The sequence below is a fragment of the Corallococcus terminator genome (assembly GCF_049194865.1).
Classification (GTDB): Bacteria; Myxococcota; Myxococcia; order Myxococcales; family Myxococcaceae; genus Myxococcus; species Myxococcus terminator_A.
In genome coordinates this window covers 84518-99774 of record NZ_JBLZWL010000116.1, presented here as the reverse complement: position 1 = coordinate 99774, position 15257 = coordinate 84518, and the positions used below count along the sequence as shown (strand labels likewise).

At 68.2% G+C, this 15257-nt stretch carries 15 protein-coding genes; 6 read left to right on the top strand and 9 right to left on the bottom strand.

Going from position 1 to position 15257, the window contains the following annotated elements; all coding sequences use genetic code 11:
- Positions 1–56: 56 nt before the first annotated feature.
- A complete protein-coding gene (locus ACN469_RS34860) occupies positions 57–662 on the bottom strand; it encodes a peroxiredoxin-like family protein (RefSeq protein WP_498775177.1) in 606 nt (201 codons plus the stop codon).
- 67 nt (positions 663–729) lie between these two features.
- On the opposite strand from ACN469_RS34860, the gene ACN469_RS34855 reads away from it, so the two are divergent.
- The gene (locus ACN469_RS34855) at positions 730–1359 is read left to right on the top strand and encodes a TetR/AcrR family transcriptional regulator C-terminal domain-containing protein (RefSeq protein WP_498775175.1); all 630 of its coding nucleotides are present in this window, start codon (positions 730–732) and stop codon (positions 1357–1359) included.
- Positions 1360–1957: 598 nt separating this feature from the next.
- Here ACN469_RS34855 and ACN469_RS34850 read toward each other — a convergent pair.
- From ACN469_RS34850 to ACN469_RS34830, 5 genes are all read right to left on the bottom strand, one after another.
- Positions 1958–3754 carry a serine/threonine protein kinase gene (locus ACN469_RS34850; protein ID WP_498775173.1) on the bottom strand — a complete coding sequence of 599 codons (1797 nt, stop codon included), beginning with the start codon at positions 3752–3754 and terminating at the stop codon, positions 1958–1960.
- Positions 3751–4614, bottom strand: coding sequence for a DUF2381 family protein (locus ACN469_RS34845; RefSeq protein WP_498775171.1), 864 nt, complete (start codon positions 4612–4614; stop codon positions 3751–3753). The genes ACN469_RS34850 and ACN469_RS34845 overlap by 4 nt, the downstream gene beginning before the upstream one ends.
- A gap of 150 nt (positions 4615–4764) precedes the next feature.
- A complete protein-coding gene (locus tag ACN469_RS34840; RefSeq protein WP_498775169.1) occupies positions 4765–5205 on the bottom strand; it encodes a GFA family protein in 441 nt (146 codons plus the stop codon).
- A gap of 68 nt (positions 5206–5273) precedes the next feature.
- Positions 5274–5840: a hypothetical protein gene (locus tag ACN469_RS34835; RefSeq protein WP_498775167.1), complete on the bottom strand. Its 567-nt coding sequence runs from the start codon at positions 5838–5840 to the stop codon at positions 5274–5276.
- 47 nt (positions 5841–5887) lie between these two features.
- Positions 5888–6700, bottom strand: a complete 813-nt coding sequence (locus tag ACN469_RS34830) for a helix-turn-helix domain-containing protein (RefSeq protein ID WP_498775165.1) — start codon at positions 6698–6700, stop codon at positions 5888–5890.
- A gap of 169 nt (positions 6701–6869) precedes the next feature.
- Here ACN469_RS34830 and ACN469_RS34825 point away from each other — a divergent pair, with 169 nt between their 5' ends.
- The 4 genes from ACN469_RS34825 (at position 6870) to ACN469_RS34810 (ending at position 11869) form a co-directional block, all read left to right on the top strand.
- Entirely contained in the window at positions 6870–7616 is a 747-nt protein-coding gene (locus tag ACN469_RS34825; RefSeq protein WP_498775163.1) for an SDR family oxidoreductase, read from the top strand.
- Positions 7617–7639: 23 nt separating this feature from the next.
- The gene (locus tag ACN469_RS34820; protein ID WP_498775162.1) at positions 7640–8515 is read left to right on the top strand and encodes an NAD(P)-dependent oxidoreductase; all 876 of its coding nucleotides are present in this window, start codon (positions 7640–7642) and stop codon (positions 8513–8515) included.
- Positions 8516–8719: 204 nt separating this feature from the next.
- Entirely contained in the window at positions 8720–11179 is a 2460-nt protein-coding gene (locus ACN469_RS34815) for an ABC transporter permease (RefSeq protein WP_498775160.1), read from the top strand.
- A 90-nt stretch (positions 11180–11269) separates the two neighbouring features.
- Entirely contained in the window at positions 11270–11869 is a 600-nt protein-coding gene (locus ACN469_RS34810) for a hypothetical protein (protein WP_498775158.1), read from the top strand.
- Positions 11870–11887: 18 nt separating this feature from the next.
- Here ACN469_RS34810 and ACN469_RS34805 read toward each other — a convergent pair whose 3' ends face one another.
- The gene (locus ACN469_RS34805; RefSeq protein ID WP_498775156.1) at positions 11888–12292 is read right to left on the bottom strand and encodes a DUF3224 domain-containing protein; all 405 of its coding nucleotides are present in this window, start codon (positions 12290–12292) and stop codon (positions 11888–11890) included.
- Positions 12293–12492: 200 nt separating this feature from the next.
- Here ACN469_RS34805 and ACN469_RS34800 point away from each other — a divergent pair, with 200 nt between their 5' ends.
- Positions 12493–13323 (top strand): DUF6597 domain-containing transcriptional factor, encoded by an 831-nt coding sequence (locus ACN469_RS34800; protein ID WP_498775154.1) that lies wholly within the window; start codon positions 12493–12495, stop codon positions 13321–13323.
- Between the two features lie 48 nt (positions 13324–13371).
- Here ACN469_RS34800 and ACN469_RS34795 read toward each other — a convergent pair whose 3' ends face one another.
- Both ACN469_RS34795 and ACN469_RS34790 read right to left on the bottom strand, forming a co-directional pair.
- On the bottom strand, positions 13372–13725 hold the full coding sequence (locus ACN469_RS34795; RefSeq protein WP_498775469.1) for a DUF2019 domain-containing protein: 354 nt from the start codon (positions 13723–13725) through the stop codon (positions 13372–13374).
- Positions 13725–14882 carry a hypothetical protein gene (locus ACN469_RS34790; protein ID WP_498775152.1) on the bottom strand — a complete coding sequence of 386 codons (1158 nt, stop codon included), beginning with the start codon at positions 14880–14882 and terminating at the stop codon, positions 13725–13727. Before ACN469_RS34790 ends, ACN469_RS34795 begins: the two co-directional genes overlap by 1 nt.
- Between the last annotated feature and the right edge of the window lie 375 nt (positions 14883–15257).

Below are 15257 nucleotides of genomic sequence, written 5' to 3'. Positions count from 1 at the left end.
GTCTCCGTGGGAGGAAAACGCACACACTTCGCGTCGGTGCTGGCAACCCCCTGGAATCATTGCGCGGGGAGGGGTTGAAGACGCGTGGGAGCGGTTCGAACCAGGGCCAGCAGCTCGTCCACGGACCACTGGTCGTCCGCATGCTCGCCGTACTTCACGGCCAGGATTTCCCCATCACCGCCAATGAGGAAGTCCGCGGGGAGCCCCAGCCGACCTCCCGCAGGGAGCACCGGCGGCGCTGGGTGCCGTCCCGTGAAGAAGTCCCCGAAGCCGTTGACGAGCGCCCGGACGAGCCCGCCCCAGACCCGAGGGTCCAGCAGCGCCCGGGGGGCGGCCTCGACGCCGTACTCCACATAGAGCCGCCGCTGGGGATCACCCACGACGGCGAATGGGAGGGCTCCCTCATAGGTGCGCAGCTCCTCAGCGCTCGAGTGGAAGACGATGACCTCTCGCAGCCCCGCCGCCTTCAGCTCCTCGTGCCGCCGCGCCAGGGAGCGCAGGTGCAGGTGGCAGATGGGGCACCCGGCGAAGCGCCGGAACTGGAGGTGCACCGTCAGGCCCGGCTCGGGGATGCGGACCGTCCCGCCGGAAATCGTCTCCAGCTCCCTCGCGGTGAACCTGTCCCCCACGGACCACTTCCGACCTTCGGGACGTGCTGACATCTCTCCTCCAGCGTAGGCGTACGTTGTACTCCTAAACTAAGAAGGTGCCCCTTACGCTGTCAACCGAATGCCCCGTCCCCGCTCGCTCACTCCGTCAGGCATCGCCGCCGCCGCGCTCACCGTCATCGACCGGGAGGGGCTGGACGCGCTGACGATGCGCTCCGTGGCGAGCGCGCTCGGCATGGGCACCATGTCGCTGTATCGCTACGTCGAGGGCCGCGAGGCGCTGGAGTCGCTGGTGGTGGACGCGGTGATGCGCGACATCAAGCCTCCGGCGCCCTCGTCGAGCGCGAAGTGGACGACGCGGGTGATGGGCCTGATGACGCGCGTGCGGGAGGCGGTGGTCCAGCACCCCGCCGTCGCGCCCCTCCTGCTCACCCGCCGCCACTCCACGACAGGAACGCTCGCGTGGGCCGAGGCGCTGCTGGGATTGCTGACCGAGGCTGGCTTCGACGGCACCGCGCGTGTCATCGCGTTCCGCACGCTGGTGAGCTACGTGTTCGGCGCCGTCCAGTTGACGCACCTGGGCTCGCTGTCGGGCGAGGGCACCGCCGCGCTCGCGGAGCTGGACGTCGCCACCTATCCCCTGCTCCGGGAGACCGCGCGGCGCGCCCAGCGAATGACCGCCGAGGAGGAGTTCCGACGCAGCCTGGAGCTCATCTTGCGTGGGATGGAGGAGACGGTGGCCCGCCGCTGACGCGGGCCCGCGCGAGCGGCTGTGTCCCGTCATTCCATGAGGGAGGCGTGGGGCCGCGTCAGTCAGGATGCAACGGGCCGCATGAGGCCAGCCCTGGCCAGCAACTCGTGCACCCTCCGCGCCAGTCGGGGTTGGCCACGGTGAAGTGCTCCTACGTCGGGACGATGAGGGTGCCCAGGTCTTCTACCCTCTCGATGCGCACCTGCTCCTCGAGCTTCGGCCGCGATCTCTTGAAGCGCGGCAGCTCCCGCAACTTTGGCACGCCCACGGCCTTGAGCAGCACCTTCCCCCGGATGCGGCCTTCTAGAGTCCGCCGCCGTGCCAGCAGGAGGCGCAGGCCGTGGTGGACCTCTCGCCCAGATCGTCGCGGAACTCGTACTGGAAGCCGCCCGACGTGAAGAGAATCGCCCCTCGTGGAAGCCTGAACTCACTTGCCGACAGGCCCTGTCCTCCTCTCACCCCGGCACCCGAACCGACGCGCCGGGAGCCATGTTACCTATGAGACAGGCAATGATTGAACAACCCTATGAGGTTGTGTCGAGTTGGAGAGGATGGGGCCGGAATCAAGCACCTACCCGCTACGTTGGCCCGGGACCACTCAGGGCCAGCGATCCACGACCTTTCCAGAACCCAGATTGGCCGCCATCACCTTGCCGTCCCTGACTTCTTCGACAGTCCCCGTATGCACGAAGCAGATGGGGTACTCGTCCTGCCCCGGGAGCTTCACGCGGTCATACCGGATGACGAGCTTCGGCCCATCTACGCGCCCCATCTTGTCGGACAGGTAGTAAGCCTTTCCATAAAAGCGTGTCCCTTTAGGGGCGCGTGTCGCCTGATAGTCGTCCTCAATGAGGCCCGGGACAATTCCCACCACCTCCGTGCCAGGTGTCCACCACACATTCGTCCTCGCCTGACGGTCGTCGAGGACGAGCGCGAATCGGTCTCCCTCATCCCAGTGGAGTTGCTCCCGCATGGCCTCTTGCGCTCCAACCGGGCAGGTGAAGGCCTCGGGCCGGAGCTGGGCACCAGGACAACCCGCCGCCAGCGCCGCGACGAGCGACAACGAGGCACACTCGACAGCGGCAACAGACTTCTTCGTCATGCGAGGCTCGCGTCCTTGGGACGGGACTTCGGGTGAGGGGGTCTTCAAGGCGGATCCTTCCTGCGGAACAACGGGGGGTGCCTGTCCCGGGTCTGTCACGGGCGAAGAGTCAGGCGGTGACATAGCAGGAGCGGCTGTCTTGGGCGGTGCGGAATGGGCGGTGGAGGGAGAGCGCGGGCTGTCGGCGACGCGCGACTCGGCCGGGAGCCCGGGAACGACGGCGGAGGAGCGCAAGAAGATCGCGGCGACGATGAGCGCGACAATACCGGCGAGCCCCACGCTCCACTTGCCCCACCCTCGTGGACGCTCGAACAGGGCGACGTGCTGCTCAAGGGGATGAGGGGTGGCTGGCGTCGCCAGGAGCGCCGGCCCGCCGCGACGTTTTTCGGAGGGCGGATGGCACGACACGTCGTATTCGGTGGAGTGCTCAACCCGGAGTTCAGCCAGTTCGCGACGCAGCACCTCGGTGTCGACCGGACGGTTCGTGGGGTCCATGGTCAGGAGGTCCTCGACGAGATCGCTCAGTGCCTCTGGAACCCGCGAATTCGCCAACCGCGGCGACGGCGGCGGCAAGGCCGGGTTGTTCAAGTCGAAGCGCGGACGAACCTCCGTCGGGCGCGCGTCCGTCAACAGCTCATGGAGCATGACGCCGACCGCGAAGATTTCGTCGGCGACCTGAAACGCGTAACGGGCCCGGTGCTCGTCCTTGCGCTCACGCAGGAATTTGAACTGCTCCGGCGCGCGATAGCGTTCCGTACCCGGAGGGAGGCCCACGTCCGTCAGGTCTTCGGCGAGGGTATAGGTCGCGCAACCGAAGTCGATGATGACGGGTTCGCCGTCGCTCTTCCGGATGAGCACGTTGGACAGCTTCAGGTCACGATGCAGGATGCCTCGGCTGTGCATGTACGACAACGCACCCGCGATTTTCTCGAAGACCCCGAGGACTTCGCGAAAGGTCGGGTGCTTTCGCTCCGCCCACTCCGCGAGCGTCCAGCCATCCACGTAGTCGAGCGCGAGGTAGAGGTTTCCACTCTCCGCGAAGCCATGTCCTTGCGGCCGGACGATGTTCGGATGGTCCAGCATGAGCAGCGCCGTCAACTCACGCAGCGTCCGGGCATGGGTCTGCTTGAGGTCGCCGCTGGACTCCCGGTGCTGAGCCACCTTGATGGCATGGTGCCTGCCATTCTTTTCGCCAAGGAAGACGAACGCGAAGCCTCCGTCGCCGAGCGCCTTGGAGACCTGCCATCCATCAATCGACGAACCGGACGGGGCATGAATCAGTGTCGCGGTCATTGAGAGCCCCTCGAAACGGGCTTCGGGAAGCGGACGTCCGGAATCGTGAGATGACGTCCTTCATCCCCGCGCACTTCCAGCGTGAAGACGAGATTCACTTTCGTCTTTGGCACTTCCACGACCGCCAGGACGCGTCGAGCCCCGCCAGGAGGAATCGCACCGCGCGCCGCCAATACGAACCGCCCCTGCAGAGGAGCGCCCACGGGCCCCACGAATACCGCCTCGCGTGGTGTCCAGGGTCGGTCGGAGCTGTTCCAGAGGTTCACGTCCGCCAGAATCCAATCCTTGCCACGAAAGGCCACGACCGAGTGCCACCCAAGCCCCTTCCCAGCATCAATCTTTCCGTCGAGGCTGACCGCTGTGACTCCCGTGTCGTCCACGTAGCCAAGCAGCACGAAGTCTTCCGGCTTCGGTGCTGGTGCTTGGGCCACGGGCTGGCAGGTCGCATCCGGCTCCGGGCGTTGCACATCGATGCGAGAGTCCACGTCGGCCGGGTCGGTCACGAGGACGAAGGTGGCCCGTGCTGGCGCTCGACCGTCGGCGAAGAAGACTCCGAGTTCCTGACGTTCACCGGCACCAAGGTTGGCCACGGGCTGAACGATGACGGAGCGGTCACCCGCATCCAGGACGCGGACCCGGGACTCATCGAAGGTCAGCGTCTTCTTCTGGATGGGTGAAGAGAAGAGGAACAACGTCGGGGTGTCCCCCGCCACATGGACAACGGGCAGCGGTTCGACGGGCGTGCTGGCGATCGTCACCGAGCGCTTCCGCTCAACGCGAGCCCCCGTGGCCGGCTGGGCTCGCGCGACAGCTCCCCACGCGAGCGCGAGCGCGAGAGCCAATCTGTACAGTTGGAGCAAGAGTGCATGACCTCCCAGATGGGAAGGCTACCATCGCGGACATGCACGGAGTGGGGCTCTTTCCCAAAGGGAGAGACGGTGGCCCGCCGCTGACGCGGGCCCGCGCGAGCGTGTCACCCTCCCCGTGGGCGACACGCTCGGAGTGACGACTCAGGCGGTGGCGCGCAACGGGAACGGCTGGTTGCTCGGGCCGGCCTGCCAGTTGTCGTAGCGGCCATCCCAGTACTGGACGGTGAGCTTGGAGACGTCCACGTCGTCGAGGCAGCCCAGGTTGATGGAGCGGAAGTGGCCGCCCATCTCCTCGACGAAGCCACCGCCGTAGCACTGGACGCCGCAGTGCTTGCAGAAGCGGCGGTAGTTGGGGCTGTCACCCACCCGGTACTCGCCCGTCTCGCTCTCTCCCTTGGTGACACGGAACTGGCTGGGCGGAACCGAGGTCGTCGTGCCGCCCATCTTGGTGCAGACCGTGCAGTTGCAGCGGTTCACCGGCGCCGCGAGGTCGAACTCGGCCTCGAAGCGCACGGCGCCGCAGTGACAGCCGCCGGCGTACGTCTTGAGGGTGGGGGACTTCTGGGGGGCGGTCTCGCTCATGGCGGGGTTCTCCTCGGTGCGGCGTGTGGATGGAGGGAGTTATGAACCCTGTCAGTGACAGGAGTATGTCAGGTTTCCGCGAGGGCCCTCGAAGTTCGGGCCTGACGCAGGAGGTCGAGCAGCTCCCCCTGGGCCTTCCGACGCGAGGGGCTGTCCTTGGAATCCAGGCCCTGATGTCCAAGCCAGGCCGCCACCATGGCCTGGGAGGCCTGCCTGGCCCGCGAGAAGGGCTCCGTCTCCTCGTCGACTTCACCCGTCGTCACCGCGGCCCACACCTCCGCGAGGTGGCTGGCGGCGTCGGCGAACGCGGCGGCGACGGGCTTCCTGGCCAGAACCGACGCGTTGCGAAGGTCCCCCAGCTGGCTCGCGACGAGGTGCGCCTGCCGGGGATGCTCCCCCGAGCGGGCCTGGGCGAACCGCTTCGCCGCGGGCTTCGCGTCCGGGATGCGCTCGGCGCACTGGCGCAGCCACTCCGCGCAGGTCTGGAAGGCCCCTTCATCGGGGAACTGTGCCGTCAGCCACCCCAACAGGGGGGAGAGGTGTTCGGCGCGCGCCCAGGCGTCCTCGGCGGAGTCGAAGTGGATCTCATTCGCCTGGAACAGGGCGAGCATTCGCGTGCTGGGCGTCTCTGACATGGTGGACACGGCTCTACGCCGCGCCCCACGTCACGGGCAACGCGGAATCATGCGCGCGAGCGGACGATGGCGCCCGGTGTCACTCCCAGGACTCGACGCATGCACCGGGCCATGTGGCTCTGGTGGGAGAAGCCCGCCTCCAGGGCGACCTGTCCCGTGGGCAGCTCCCCGCGCAGCAGCAGGGTGCGAGCTCGCTCCACCCGTCGCTGAATCACGTACTCGTGGGCGGGCAGCCCCGTGGACCGCTTGAAGAGTGTCTTGAAGTGCGACGCGCTGACACCCGCCACGCGGGCCAGGGACGCGAGGGAGAGGTCCTCCTCCAGGTGCGTCTCCACGTACTCCGTGACTCGCTGGAGCTGGGGCGCGGCAAGGCCTCCGCGCACCTCGGCCTCGGTCCGGTACCGGGCCAGCAGCCGCGCGGCGAGCGCCAGGCCCAGGCTCTCCCGATAGAGCAGCCCGTTGGGGAAGTCCGCGCGGTACTCCGCCTCCAGCGCCCAGGCGATGTGCTCTATCTGCTCGTCCCGGAAGTGGTGGCGCTCCTCCAGCCCCACCCGGTCCGGATCCAACCCCATGTCCTCGGCGGCCATCCGCAAGAGCGAGTGGGGCAGCCGCAGGTCCACGGCGGTGCTCGCGTCGTCCTCCACCCAGGTGTCGGACACGCCCGCGGGCATCAGGTTCAAATCCCCGCGCGTGCGCAGCGACTGGATGCGGCTGGAGTGACAGGCCACCCGGACGGGCTTGCCTGAGTGGATGCTGATGAAGTGGTCCGCGCTGGCGGCGTGCAGCACGTCGCCCACGGTCGTCACCCGCATCTCGACACCGAGGCTGATTCGAGGACGTCGTCGGGCGTGCTCGCTCATGGCCCCCGAATATAGGGGCCACCGGCTTTTCGTGCTCCCGAAACATCCGCGCGTGCGCGACCCGCGCGAGGGCCGTCGGTATTCCTTTCCCACATCCAACACGAGGTGGCCGTGCGGTGACGCTCGCCGCGCGGCCACGCCTCCAACCAGGCGGTCCGGAGTCATGCACATGGGCAGGTATTCAGGGAAGAAAGCGGTGGTCACCGGGGGGACGGCGGGCATCGGGCTCGCGACGGTGAAGGCGCTGCTCGCGGAGGGCGCGGAGGTGCTGCTCACCGGGCGCAACGAGCAGGGCCTGGACGCGGCGCGAAAGGAGCTGGGCCCCCGGGCACACGTGGTGCGCTCCGACACGGCGAGCCTTCGCGACATCGAGGCGCTGGCCTCACGCGTGAAGGAGACGCTGGGCGCGGTCGACTTCGTCCTCATCAACGCCGGCTACGCGAGGCTGCGCCCCTTCGAGCAGGTGACGGAGGCCGAGTACGACGAGACCTTCGGCATCAACACCAAGGGCGCGTTCTTCACCGCGCAGCGGCTGGCGCCTCACGTCCGCGAAGGCGGGGCGTTCGTCTTCACCACCTCGGTGGCGGACGAGTCCGGTGCGCCGGGCATGAGCGCCTATTCGGGCGCGAAGGCGGCGGTCCGGTCCTTCGTGCGAGTGCTCGGCGCGGAGCTGCTGCCCCGAGGCATCCGCGTCAACGCGCTGAGCCCCGGCTTCACGCGGACGCCCACGATGGGGGTCCACGGCGCGACGCCCGAGGAGGTGGCCGCCTTCGAGAAGGAGGGCGAGCACATCACCCCCATGAAGCGCATCGGCTCCGCGGAGGAGGTGGCGCGCGCGGCGCTGTTCCTCGGCTTCGAGGCGACGTTCACCACCGGCGCGGAGCTGCCCGTCGACGGCGGCCTCTCGCAGCTCTGATTCGAGACAGGAGACACACGAACATGAAGCCTTCCATCAGTGTCATCGGCGCCGGCCGCATGGGCTCCGCCCTCATCAAGGCCTTCCTCAAGAGCGGACATGCGACGACGGTCTGGAATCGCACGCGGGCCCGCGTCGAGCCTCTCGCCTCGCTGGGCGCGCGCATCGCGGAGAGCGTGCGAGACGCGGTGCACAGCGCCGACCTCGTCGTGGTGAACGTGAATGACTACGACACCAGCGACCACCTGCTCCGTCAGGACGAGGTGACGCGGGAGCTGCGCGGCAAGCTGCTCGTGCAGTTGACGTCCGGCTCCCCTGCCCTCGCGCGCGAGCAGGCGGACTGGGCGGGGCGGCACGGCATCGACTACCTGGACGGCGCCATCATGGGCACCCCGGACTTCATCGGCCTGCCCGAGGGCACCCTCCTGTACGCGGGCCCCACCGCGCTGTTCGAGAAACACCGGACCACGCTGCTCGCGCTCGGCGGCAACACGCAGCACGTGGGTGAGGACGTGGGCCATGCGTCCGCGCTCGACAGCGCGCTGCTCGTCCAGATGTGGGGCTCCCTGTTCGGCGTGCTGCAGGCCGTGGCCATCAGCCGCGCGGAGAAGCTCTCGCTCGCGACGTTGGCGACGTTCGCCAAGGCCCTCGCCCCTGTCGTGGATGGCGCCGAGGCGGACGTGTTCGCCCGCGTCCAACGGGACACGCTGGGCGCCGACGAGGCGACCCTGGCGACGCTGGAGACGCACAACGTCGCGTTCCAGCACCTGCTGGACCTGTGCAAGGAGCGCGGCATCCACGACGGCATTCCCCGAGCCATGGACGCCCTCATCCAGGCGGCCTTGAAGGCGGGACACGGCCAGGACGACTTCGCGGTCCTCACCCGCTTCCTGCGCTGAGCGTCGCGCGGCGGAGTGCTCGCGGGCCCGTGGACAGGGCGGTGGGCCCTCCGAGCGGTGTTCCGGAACTGGGAAGCCACTTCCCAGGGTCGGGCAACCCGACACCGGGCGAGCCCGGGCCTTCACTCGACGCGCTCTCTGGTAGAGGGATGGCGCGGCCCTTGCTTCGTCGAGCAGGGCCGCAGCCTTCGCCCCGGAGGGGCCTTGTCCGACATCACCCAAGACCTTCGCCTCGCACTGAGGATGCTCGCCAGGCATCCGGCGTTCACCGTCGTCGCGGTGCTCACGCTGGCGCTGAGCATCGCGGCGAACACCGCCATCTTCAGCGTGGTCAACGCGGTGCTGCTGTCGCCCCTGCCCTTCCCCGAGCAGGACCGGCTGGTGCTGGCCTGGACGCGCTCACCGAGCACCCCTCGGTGGACCGTGGCGCCCGCCAACTTCCTCGACTGGCGTGCACAGGGCGACGTGTTCGAGCAGCTCGCGGCGTTCTCCCACGTGAGCGTCAGCCTGTCGGGCGATGGCACGCCCGAGCGCCTGCGCGGCGCCAGCGTGTCCACCAACTACTTCCAGGTGCTCGGAGTGCCGGCGGTGCTGGGCAGCGCGTTCCAGCCCGTCGCCGGGGAGACAGGGCCTCGCCACGTCGTGGTGCTGAGCCACGCGCTGTGGAAGCGCCGCTTCGGCGCGGACCCGCGCATCATCGGTCGTGACGTGCGCCTTGATGACCGGGGCTACCAGGTCGTCGGGGTGATGCCGGAGCGCTTCACGCTTCCCAACATCGGACCGACGGCGTCCACGCCCGCGGATGCACCCGAGCTCTGGCTCCCCGCGCCCTCGCACGACATTCCCCAGCTCGGCTCGGATTGGACGCTGGACCTCAGCCAGTCCCGGAGCACCACCTACCTGCGCGTGCTCGGGCGGCTGAAGCCCGGCGTGACGATGGAGCGCGCGAGCGCGGTGATGAGCGCCGTCGCCCAGCGGTTGGAGCAGGCATACCCCGAGAGCAACCTCCACTCCGGCATCATCCTGGTGCCGCTGCGCGAGCAGATTCTCGGCGACGTGCGACCGGTGCTGTGGGTGCTGCTGGCGGCGGTGGGACTCGTCATGGCCATCGCCTGTGCGAACGTGGCCAACCTCTTCCTGGTGCGCGCATCCGCGCGGCGTCAGGAGATGGCGGTGCGCGCGGCGCTCGGCGCGGGACGCGGGCGGATGATGCGACAGCTCCTCACGGAGAGCGTGCTGCTCGGCCTGCTCGCGGGCGCGCTGGGCCTGCTCATCACCGTCTGGGGGATGGACAGCCTGCTGAGTCTGGTGCCCGCGGAGCTGCCCCGGCTCGACGAGGTTCGCGTGGACGGACGGGTGCTGGCCTTCGCGCTGAGCATGGCGCTGGGCACGGGCGTCCTCTTCGGCCTGCTGCCCGCGCTCCAGGCCTCGCGTCCGGACCTCGATGGCGTGCTGCGACAGACGGGTGGCGGCAAGCTCGTGGGCGGCGGTCGCTCGCGCGGCGCGCTGGTGGTGGGAGAGGTGGCGCTGGCGGTGGTGCTGCTCATCGGCGCGGGCCTGTTGCTGCGCAGCCTGTGGCGCTTGCAGGACGTGGACCCGGGCTTCCGCCAGGAGTCCGTGCTCACGTGGTCCCTGGCGCTGCCGAAGGAGAAGTACCCGGACGAGGCGCGCCAGGGGGCCTTCTTCCAGCAGGTGGCGGAGCACGTGTCGGCGCTTCCGGGAGTGCGGAGCGCGGGCGCGGTGACGGACCTTCCGTTGGGAGGTGCCAGCATCTGGTTCGCCCTGGACATCGAGGGACGTCCGACGCCGTCTCCCGAGGAGCGCACGAACGTGGGCTTCCAGGTCGTCACCCCCGGCTACTTCGAGTCGCTGGGCATCCCCGTGCGCCAGGGGCGTGACGTGCTGAGCACCGACACGCGCGAGTCACAGCCCGTGGTGATGTTGAACGAGACGGCCGCACGGCTCCACTTCCCGAACAGAGACCCGGTGGGCCAGCGGATTCGCGTGGGTGATGCGGACTCGCCCTGGCTCACGGTGGTGGGCGTGGTGGGCGACGTGCGGTACGACGGCCCCACCCAGGAGACGCGGCCGGAGGCGTACCTGCCCGCGCTCCAGCGCTCCCTCTTCCTCATGTCCTTCGTCGCCCGGACGGAGGGCGAGCCGATGGCGCTCGCCGCCTCGGTGCGCGCCGTCGTGGCGTCGCTGGACAAGGACCTGCCCGTGGGCGTGACGCGGACGATGGAGCAGCGCGTGACGGAGTCCACCGCGCGGCCTCGCTTCGTGTCCGTGCTCGTGGCGGTGTTCGCCGTGCTGTCCCTGCTGCTCGCCAGCGTGGGCCTGTCCGGCGTCATGGCGTACACGGCGCGGCAGCGCACGCGGGAGATTGGAATCCGGATGGCGCTGGGTGCCCAGCCCTCGGACGTGCTGCGCATGGTGCTGGGTCAGGGCCTGCGACTGGCGCTCGGCGGTGTCGCGCTGGGGCTCGTGGGGGCGTGGGGACTGACGCGCGTGCTGTCCAGCCTGCTGTTCGGTGTCAGCGCCACGGACCCCGTCGTCTTCGGCTCGCTGTCGCTGCTGGTGGCCTTCGTGGCCCTGCTGGCCACCTGGTTGCCCGCGCACCGGGCCACCCGGGTGGATCCGCAAGTGGCCCTGCGAAGTGAGTAAGCGCTGAATCTCCAGCACTCACCCGGCCCTGGAAGGATGTGACGGCGCGGGGCGCTTGAGGCCCCGGGGGCGATCGTTAGATTGCCTCGCATGGCTGACAACTTCGACCCCATCGACGGCGCTCGCGCGAACATGATTCTGGAGAGCCTCCTCGACACGCCGTTCAGCGAGGGCGATGAGGACCTCCTGTTCATGCTGCGCCAGAGTGACCTCACGTTCGAGGGGGACTTGGAGCTGGAGCCCAACGAAGTCGTCATCGTCGTGGGGAACCTGACGGTGACGGGCTGCCTCGCGGACCAGTTCTACAACGAGGATGACTTCTCCAAGCTGTACGTCCTGGGGCATCTGCGCGCGCGGGACATGGTCTGCGGCTCTGAGGTGCGCGTGACGGGCAACCTCGAGGTGGAGAATGTGCTCTACGCCAACTCCTTCGACGAGGACACCTTGAGCGTGAGCGGGAAGCTCAGCGCGAAGGTGCTCATCGAAGATGGGCACCAGGTGGAGTTCGGCGCGCTTGAGGTGGGCCTGCTCATCTCAGACGACGAGTCCTGGCGGGAGGTGAAGCCGGAGGCCGTCATCGGCGACTTCGCGACGGTGCTCCAGCCCCACATCCTCAGCGAGGATGGACAGGTGATCCTCGGTGATGCGCTCCATCAAGAGCTGAAGGCGGGCCGCTCCGTCCTGCGCTGAGCGGCCCAGGCCCGGGACTCAGGGCGCGTCCGGGAGGGCGTACTCGAACACGTAGGTGTGGCCGCCCTTCTCGTCGATTTGAATCTGCATGGAGCCGGTGAGCCCCTTGAGCTCGTCGGTTCCGGAGTCGGGGACGACGAGGATGGTGAGGTCGGGCGCGCCGCGCGTCATGCGGCCGGTGTGATGGATGGAGAAGCTGCCCTTGCGGCCCTGGAGGCTGCCGGTGACGCGCTCCAGCGCGACGTAGGCGCCCGACTGGCCGTCATCCATCGTCCCGAGCATCTGGCCCACGCCCGTGCCCTCCAGGTCGCCGTGGTACCGCTTGTCGATGGACATCCGTCCGAAGGGCGACGCCGCCGCGCCTTCGTCCGGCGCCAGGGGCTTCATCTTGATGTCGAAAGGTCCCTGCACACGCTTCGTCATGTTCGTCTCGCTCCTTGTCCGTGGGGAAACCGTTGTCTGACTGCCCGCGCATCCCTGCGCGAGCACGGCGCCGAGCACCCACGTCCACATCATCGTTCTGGCCTTCATCATGGATGGCCCCTCATCGAGTGGCCCACCGAATACAGGGGCCTGCTCACCGCCGATTGCAAAAACGCGACACGCCGACAAAATGCGCGCCGGTGAGCCGCCCTCGCATCGATGCGCCCCGTGGCGTCCTTCAGCGCCCCGCGCCCGCGGGCAGGACGACCCACGAGCGCTTCGCGCCCTCGCCTGATCTGGAGGCCTTCGTCCAGCACTTCTGGACGGTGAGCTGGGACTTGCGTGGGGAGCCACCGCTGCTGGCGGAGACCCTGCCGCACCCGTGCGTGCATGTGGTGTTCGAGCGGGGACAGTCGCGCATCATGGGTGTGCAGTCGCGCCGGTTCCGCCGCAGGCTGCAGGGTCAGTCCCGCGTGTTCGGCATCAAGTTCCGTCCCGCCGCCTTCCAGCCTTGGTTCAAGGCCCCGCTGTCGCGGCTCACCGACCGCGCGGTGAGCCTGCGCTCCGTGTTCGGAAGGGAGGGCGTCGTGCTCAAGGACGCCATCCTCGCGGAGCCAGACGTGCGGCGGTGCATGACGCTGGCCGAGGACTTCCTGCGGCCCCGAATGCCACACATGCCCGAGCCCATTGCCAGGTTGAGGGATTTGGTGGAGCGGCTCGCGGTGGACACGTCCCTCACGCGGATGGAGCAGGTGGCCGGGCTCGCGGGGATGGAGCCGCGCAACCTCCAGCGGAGATTCAGCGCGGCGGTGGGCGTGAGCCCCAAGTGGGTCATCAAGCGCTACCGCCTGCATGAGGCCGCCGAGCAGCTCGCGCGACCGGACGTCCCCGACATGGCGAGCCTGGCGCTCCAGCTCGGCTACTTCGACCAGTCCCACTTCATCCGGGACTTCAAGGCGCTCGTGGGCCGCGCACCTGGGCAGTACGCCCTCCAGGCCGCAGCGGCGCGTGGGAAGCGCGCCTCGCGGTAGGAGCCCGGGCCGTCGTCACCCGGCATCCGACCTCGGGCAGCCTCACCTCTACTCCGCCAGGTCAAGAGCCCAGGTTCCGCTCTCCCAGTTCTTGAGCGTCTGCTGCGCCCCCAGCGCAGCCATGCCTTCTCCCTTGGAGGCCTCCTCGAGAACAGCCTTCGCTTCAACGGTCTTGTGCCGCAACAAGAAGGCCGCCGCGGTCACGCGGACATCCATCCGAGGCGCAGTGAACAGGACAGCCAGCGCATCTCGGCCAGTGTCTCCCCGCTCGCGCAACTTCGAGAATGCGGCGAATGCCTTGTCCGCGTGCTTGTTGCCGGACTTGGAGTCCCCTCGCAGGATGCAATCCGTCTGCGCGGCGATGTTCTGGGCGAACTGCGCCACAAGTGCTTCAAGCTCCATCACCAGTCCCCTTTCCTTACCTTCTCGATGGCCCGCAGACCGAAATCTCGCTGAGCGTCGAACGGCTGCGTGCTCAGCCATTCTCTTACCGTCTTCGTCGTGCTCGTGATGTCGAATCTCTTGGAGGAATAGAACGCACTGATGCGTGAGTGAAGGTCCTTGTCGAGCCCGACGATGTTCTCCGTGTTGTGAAGCGCCTTCGGACCAAACCTTCCTACGTTACCGTCGGTCTGCTCGACAATGTGATGCCACTCCTTGCCCGGTCCAGCCGGCCCCATTGCACGCTTGAAGGACTTGAACGACGAGTAGGACTTGATGCCACTTGACGATGAAGGCACCCCCGCGCCTGAGGTCCCCGTCCCCGCTGCCTCGTCTCCAACCCGCCGGATGATGATGGCCGCTCCGGGCCCACCGCTCAGCACAGCCGCAGCGCGGCCTACCGGTACAGCCACGCGCCCCATGACGAGCGCGCCATGGGCTGAGAGCGACAGCACCGGCACTTCAGCCGAAACGAGCGTTGTCCCATGCAGCGTGCGGGTTGCAGCCGACGCCGTGCCCCAGGTGGCGATGAGGTTCGTCACCAGCTTGGAGACGGCCTGTACCTGCTCACCGCGCGTCATGTACCGGAAGTGTTCCAGGTACTCGGGCGATGTGGCCAGCAGCGCTGCCACCGCAGCCGGCATCTGCTTCAGCGCGGCGAGATTATCGGACGGGGACGTGGAGAAGAACTGCCCCACCGCCAAGGCCAGCCCAACGAACGCCTCTTCGGCTCCGTCCAGCGTGCGGCTCACGTAGTCCGCATCATCGTGGACGTCCGCGAAGGCGCCTCCTCCCGTCTCCTCCAGGCGTGCGTTCAGTTGCCGGAAGACACCTCCCTTGCCCGAGTAGAAGACGCCCAGCTCGAACTGGCCCGCTCGGAAGGCACCGTCCTTCCACTCCACGACGCCCACGCGCTGCTGTGTCTGCCCGCTGCGCACCCACGCGAGGCAACCGTCGGGACGGAGGACCGCCAGTTGCGTGAATCGCCCCACGCGCCGCACCAGCTCAGCACGCGGCACTTCGCCTGCGTCCAGCACCTCGCGCAGCATGAAGCCCACCGCGACGCGTGCCGGGAACTGCCCCAGCGTCACGTCCTTATCTATCAGAGTCGACAGCATTCGCGCCGCGTACGTTGGAGTGAGCGAACTGCCCGGCACGGGTAGCTCGTCTCGATCCTCCAGTCCCGCGCCGCGAAGCAGTGCATCAAACGCATCACTGCTCTGCCCCCGGGAAAACCGAGCCTCCCTGGAGGACTCTTCCGTTCCCCTCCCCCCGACCAGTGCGGAGCGCTGATGGAACGCCCCCCTACGAGTCGAGGGTTCAACTCCAGCACATCCCATGAAGAAGAGAGCGGCGCAGAGCATCCAGCGGCAAGCACGCATCTTTCACCCCGATGCCTTCACTTCGGAAGGCAAGCGGCGCGAATGCTGGCATCGCTGTCTGACAAGATCGGATGCAAGAGACAGCAATCGCTTCTGATTCAACGTCACGGG

What these genes read in the sequence shown, in the direction of transcription:
- ACN469_RS34805 (WP_498775156.1), bottom strand. Translation starts at nt 12,292, where the DNA reads ATGACGAAGCGTGTGCAGGGACCTTTCGACATCAAGATGAAGCCCCTG.
- ACN469_RS34795 (WP_498775469.1), bottom strand. Translation starts at nt 13,725, where the DNA reads ATGGAGCTTGAAGCACTTGTGGCGCAGTTCGCCCAGAACATCGCCGCG.
- ACN469_RS34860 (WP_498775177.1), bottom strand. Translation starts at nt 662, where the DNA reads ATGTCAGCACGTCCCGAAGGTCGGAAGTGGTCCGTGGGGGACAGGTTC.
- ACN469_RS34835 (WP_498775167.1), bottom strand. Translation starts at nt 5,840, where the DNA reads ATGTCAGAGACGCCCAGCACGCGAATGCTCGCCCTGTTCCAGGCGAAT.
- ACN469_RS34790 (WP_498775152.1), bottom strand. Translation starts at nt 14,882, where the DNA reads ATGCTGTCGACTCTGATAGATAAGGACGTGACGCTGGGGCAGTTCCCG.
- ACN469_RS34840 (WP_498775169.1), bottom strand. Translation starts at nt 5,205, where the DNA reads ATGAGCGAGACCGCCCCCCAGAAGTCCCCCACCCTCAAGACGTACGCC.
- ACN469_RS34830 (WP_498775165.1), bottom strand. Translation starts at nt 6,700, where the DNA reads ATGAGCGAGCACGCCCGACGACGTCCTCGAATCAGCCTCGGTGTCGAG.
- ACN469_RS34850 (WP_498775173.1), bottom strand. Translation starts at nt 3,754, where the DNA reads ATGACCGCGACACTGATTCATGCCCCGTCCGGTTCGTCGATTGATGGA.
- ACN469_RS34855 (WP_498775175.1), top strand. Translation starts at nt 730, where the DNA reads ATGCCCCGTCCCCGCTCGCTCACTCCGTCAGGCATCGCCGCCGCCGCG.
- ACN469_RS34820 (WP_498775162.1), top strand. Translation starts at nt 7,640, where the DNA reads ATGAAGCCTTCCATCAGTGTCATCGGCGCCGGCCGCATGGGCTCCGCC.
- ACN469_RS34810 (WP_498775158.1), top strand. Translation starts at nt 11,270, where the DNA reads ATGGCTGACAACTTCGACCCCATCGACGGCGCTCGCGCGAACATGATT.
- ACN469_RS34825 (WP_498775163.1), top strand. Translation starts at nt 6,870, where the DNA reads ATGGGCAGGTATTCAGGGAAGAAAGCGGTGGTCACCGGGGGGACGGCG.